3 protein-coding genes and 1 pseudogene are annotated in these 4303 nt (G+C 70.8%); all 4 read left to right on the top strand.

Features of this window, described 5'->3' with window-relative positions; translation table 11 throughout:
• Positions 1-205, top strand: a pseudogene (locus tag VLF38_RS16850) (hypothetical protein); the annotation flags it as partial.
• The gene (locus VLF38_RS16845) at positions 189-2426 is read left to right on the top strand and encodes a heavy metal translocating P-type ATPase (RefSeq protein WP_325272396.1); all 2238 of its coding nucleotides are present in this window, start codon (positions 189-191) and stop codon (positions 2424-2426) included. The pseudogene VLF38_RS16850 and the gene VLF38_RS16845, both read left to right, overlap by 17 nt.
• Before the next feature lie 105 nt (positions 2427-2531).
• The gene (locus VLF38_RS16840; protein ID WP_325272395.1) at positions 2532-3149 is read left to right on the top strand and encodes a DUF47 domain-containing protein; all 618 of its coding nucleotides are present in this window, start codon (positions 2532-2534) and stop codon (positions 3147-3149) included.
• Positions 3150-3153: 4 nt separating this feature from the next.
• Positions 3154-4188 (top strand): inorganic phosphate transporter, encoded by a 1035-nt coding sequence (locus VLF38_RS16835; protein ID WP_325272394.1) that lies wholly within the window; start codon positions 3154-3156, stop codon positions 4186-4188.
• The last annotated feature ends 115 nt before the right edge of the window (positions 4189-4303 follow it).

The following is a 4303-nucleotide window of genomic DNA, read 5'->3' as shown; positions in this document are numbered from 1 at the left end:
CCCCGAGGAGGGCGAGCCCGGACCCGGCATCGACTTCGCGACCGCGTTCCCCGAGCCGGCGACGTACCGCCTCTTCCTCGACTTCCAGGTGGACGGCAGGGTCCACGACGCGACGTTCGTCCAGCAGCTCGAGGCCGACGGTCCCGACGGCATGGGCGGACACATGGACATGGGAGGCGACGAAGGCGATGAGCACGACCACTGACCGCCTCGAGCTGCAGATCGAGGGCATGACCTGCGCCTCCTGCGCGAACCGGATCGAGCGCAAGCTCAACAAGCTCGACGGCGTGAGCGCCACGGTCAACTACGCCACCGAGAAGGCGGCGGTCTCCGTGGCGCCCGACGTCACGCGCCAGCAGCTCGTCGACGCGGTGGAGGCCGCCGGCTACGGCGTCGTCGACCCGGAGGGGCCGGTCGAGGCAGGGGCCGTGTCTCCGGGCCGGCGCGTGCTGGTCTCCGCGGCGCTGACCGTGCCGGTGGTGCTGCTGGCGATGGTCCCCGCGCTGCAGTTCAGCTACTGGCAGTGGGTCTCGCTGGCGCTCGCCACGCCCGTCGTCCTGTGGGCCGGGTGGCCGTTCCACCGCGCGGCATTCCTCAACCTGCGGCACGCGACCTCGACCATGGACACCCTGGTCAGCCTCGGGACGCTCGCGGCGTTCGGGTGGTCGGTCTTCGCGCTGCTCTTCGGCACGGCTGGTGAACCCGGCATGGTGCACGAGTTCTCGCTGGTGCCGCGGCGCACCGGGGGAGCCGGTGACATCTACCTGGAGGCGGCCGCGGGGGTCACCACCTTCCTGCTGACCGGGCGGTGGCTCGAGTCGCGGGCCAAGCGGCACGCCGGTGACGCGCTCCGCAGGCTGCTCGAGCTGGGCGCACGCGACGTCGCAGTGCTGCGCGACGGCGTCGAGGTCCGGGTGCCGGTCGAGGAGCTCGTGGCCGGCGACCGGTTCGTCGTACGCCCCGGCGAGCGGGTGGCGACCGACGGCGAGGTCGAGGACGGCCGCTCCGCCGTCGATGTCTCGCTGCTGACCGGTGAGCCCGTGCCCGTCGAGGTCGGGCCCGGGGACGCCGTCGTCGGCGCTTCGGTCAACGCCTCGCGGCGGCTGGTGGTGCGGGCGACCCGGGTCGGCGCCGACACCCAGCTCGCCCAGATGGCTCGTCTCGTCGAGGAGGCGCAGACCGGCAAGGCGGCCGTGCAGCGCCTCGCGGACCGGGTCTCCGGCGTCTTCGTCCCGATCGTCATCTGGGTCGCCGTCGCGACGCTGGGCTACTGGCTGGGCACGGGGTCGGGTGCCGGCCTGGCCCTCAACGCCGCCGTCAGCGTGCTTGTCATCGCCTGCCCCTGCGCCCTCGGTCTCGCGACCCCGACGGCGCTCATGGTGGGCACCGGTCGCGGCGCGCAGCTCGGCATCCTGATCCGTGGACCCGAGGTGCTGGAGTCGACGCGACGGGTCGACACCGTCGTGCTCGACAAGACCGGCACCGTCACGCGGGGTGAGATGGCCCTGGTGTCGGTGGAGGTGGCCGACGGGGAGTCGGCGGCCGAGGTGCTCGCGCTCGCGGCCGCGGTCGAGAGTGGGTCGGAGCACCCGATCGCCAGGGCGATCGTCGACCACGACTCCCACCTCGAGGGACCACAGGCCACACCTCGGCGCGCCACGAGCCACACTTCGGCGGAGTTCGAGGCGGTCGCGGGGCTCGGTGCGCGCGCCACGGTCGACGGTGACGACGTGCTGGTCGGGCGGCCGTCGTGGGTCGCGCCACAGCTCGCAGCCGGCCTACCGGGGCCGCTCGCGAAGGCGGGGGAGGCGGCCGAGGCCCGGGGCGAGACCGTGGTGGTCGTCGCTTGGGGTGGCCGCGCACGGGGCGTGCTGGGGGTGGCGGACGAGGTCCGGCCCACCTCCGCCGACGCCGTTCGCCGACTCCGCGCCCTCGGCCTGGACGTCACCCTCCTCACGGGCGACAACGCCGGCAGCGCCGGTGTGGTGGCAGAGAAGGTCGGGATCACCAGCGTGATCGCGAACGTCCTGCCCGCTGACAAGCTCGAGGAGGTGCGCCGGCTGCAGGACGAGGGGCGCGTCGTCGCGATGATCGGCGACGGCGTCAACGACGCCGCGGCGCTCGCCCAGGCCGACCTCGGCATCGCGATGGGCAGCGGTTCCGACGTCGCCATCGAGGCCGGCGACCTGACGCTGGTCCGTGAGGACCTCCTCGTCGCAGTCGATGCGATCCGGCTGTCGCGCCAGACGCTGCGGACGATCAAGGCCAACCTGTTCTGGGCCTTCGCCTACAACGTGGCGGGCATCCCGCTGGCTGCGATGGGGCTGCTCAGCCCGATGCTGGCCGGTGCGGCGATGGCGGTCTCGTCCGTGTTCGTCGTCACCAACAGCCTGCGTCTCAGGCGCTTCCGCGCCGACGCCGGGTGAACGGAAGGTGAACGCCCGGGGACCCAGCGGTGCTCACGTTGCGCGACACGCTCCTGTTGCCCCTAGCATGTCCAACGTTCCGCTCCTCCTCACCCGGAGTTCACCGTGGCCTTCCGCTTCCGTCCTGTCGACGCAACCTTCTACGACCTCTTCTCCGCCTCCGCCCAGCACCTGGTGACGGGCGCCGGCCTGCTCGCCGAGATGCTCGCCGAAGGCGCCGACCGCGAGGCGGTGGCCCAGCGCATGCGCGACGCCGAGCACGCGGCCGACGAGACCACCCACGAGATCGTGCGGCGGGTCAACAGCACCTTCATCACGCCGTTCGACCGCGAGGACATCTACGCGCTCGCCTCCGGCCTCGACGACGTCATGGACCTCATGGACGAGGCCGTCGACGAGATCCTCCTCTACGAGATCGACAACCTGCCGTCCGAGCTGTCGACCCTGGTCGAGGTGCTCCAGCAGTGCGCCGAGCTCACCGCCGACGCGATGCCACGGCTGCGCTCGATGAAGGACCTCTCGGAGTACTGGATCGAGATCAACCGCCTGGAGAACACCGGCGACAAGGCGTTCCGCCGGATTCTCGCCAAGCTCTTCAGTGGTCAGTTCCAGGCGCTCGAGGTCCTCAAGCTGAAGGATGTCGTGGAGTCGCTCGAGGGAGCGGTCGACGCCTTCGAGACGGTGGCCAACATCGTCGAGCAGATCGCCGTCAAGGAGTCCTGACGCCGTGGAACTCGCGATCATCATCGCGGTCGTCGTCGTTGCCCTGATCTTCGACTACACCAACGGCTTCCACGACGCCGCCAACGCGATCGCCACCTCGGTCTCGACGCGGGCCCTGACGCCGCGGGTCGCGCTCGTCATGGCGGCCATCATGAACTTCATCGGTGCGTTCCTCGGCCAGAAGGTCGCGCACACGGTGGCGGACGTCATCAAGTTCGATGAGGCCACGCTCGCGGGCGACGTCTCGTCGGAGCTGAAGATCCACGCCCTCATCATCGTGATGGCGGGCCTGCTCGGTGCCATCGGCTGGAACCTGCTGACCTGGTACTTCGGCATCCCGTCGTCGTCGTCGCACGCCCTGATCGGTGGCCTCGGCGGCTCCGCGATCGCCGGTGGTGTCGCGGTCAACTGGGACACCGTCGTGCAGAAGGTGGTCATCCCGATGATCATCTCGCCGTTCTTCGCCTTCGCGGCCGGGTTCGTCGTCATGATCGCGATCATGTGGATCTTCCGCCGGATGAACCCCCACAAGGCCAACCGCAACTTCCGCCTGGCCCAGACGGCCTCCGCTGCGGCGATGGCCCTCGGCCACGGCCTCCAGGACGCCCAGAAGACGATGGGCGTCATCTTCCTGGCCCTCCTCGCGGGCGGTTACGTCTCGCAGGGCGACGACCTGCCGTTCTGGGTCATCGCAGCCGCGGCGTCGGCGATCTCGCTCGGCACGTACGCCGGTGGCTGGCGGATCATGCGCACCCTCGGGCGCCGCATCATCCACCTCGACCCGCCCCGCGGCTTCGCGGCGGAGTCGGTGGCGGCCTCGGTGCTCTACACCACGGCGTACGTCTTCGAGGCGCCCATCTCCACCACCCACACGATCACCTCGGCGGTCATGGGTGTCGGCGCCACGAAGCGCTTCTCCGCGGTCCGCTGGGGCGTGGCCAAGTCGATCGTCTTCGCGTGGGTCAGCACGTTCCCTGCGGCGGCACTCATCGCGGCGGCCTGCTACTGGCTCCTGCACCTTCCGCTCGAAGGCTTCTGAGCCCGGAGGACACGCAGCAACGCAGAACGCCCCTGCCGATCGGCAGGGGCGTTCTGCGTTGCTCGGGCACCCAAGGGTCAGGCGCGGGGTGCGAGGCCCGCCTTCAGTACGGCGG

Source organism: Nocardioides sp. (genome assembly GCF_035481145.1).
Classification (GTDB): Bacteria; Actinomycetota; Actinomycetes; order Propionibacteriales; family Nocardioidaceae; genus Nocardioides.
Note: the sequence above shows the minus strand (reverse complement) of the source record. Positions and strands in the feature narration are given on the sequence as shown.

Coding starts and splice junctions, on each gene's coding strand:
- VLF38_RS16845 (WP_325272396.1), top strand. CDS start 189: ATGAGCACGACCACTGACCGCCTCGAGCTGCAGATCGAGGGCATGACC.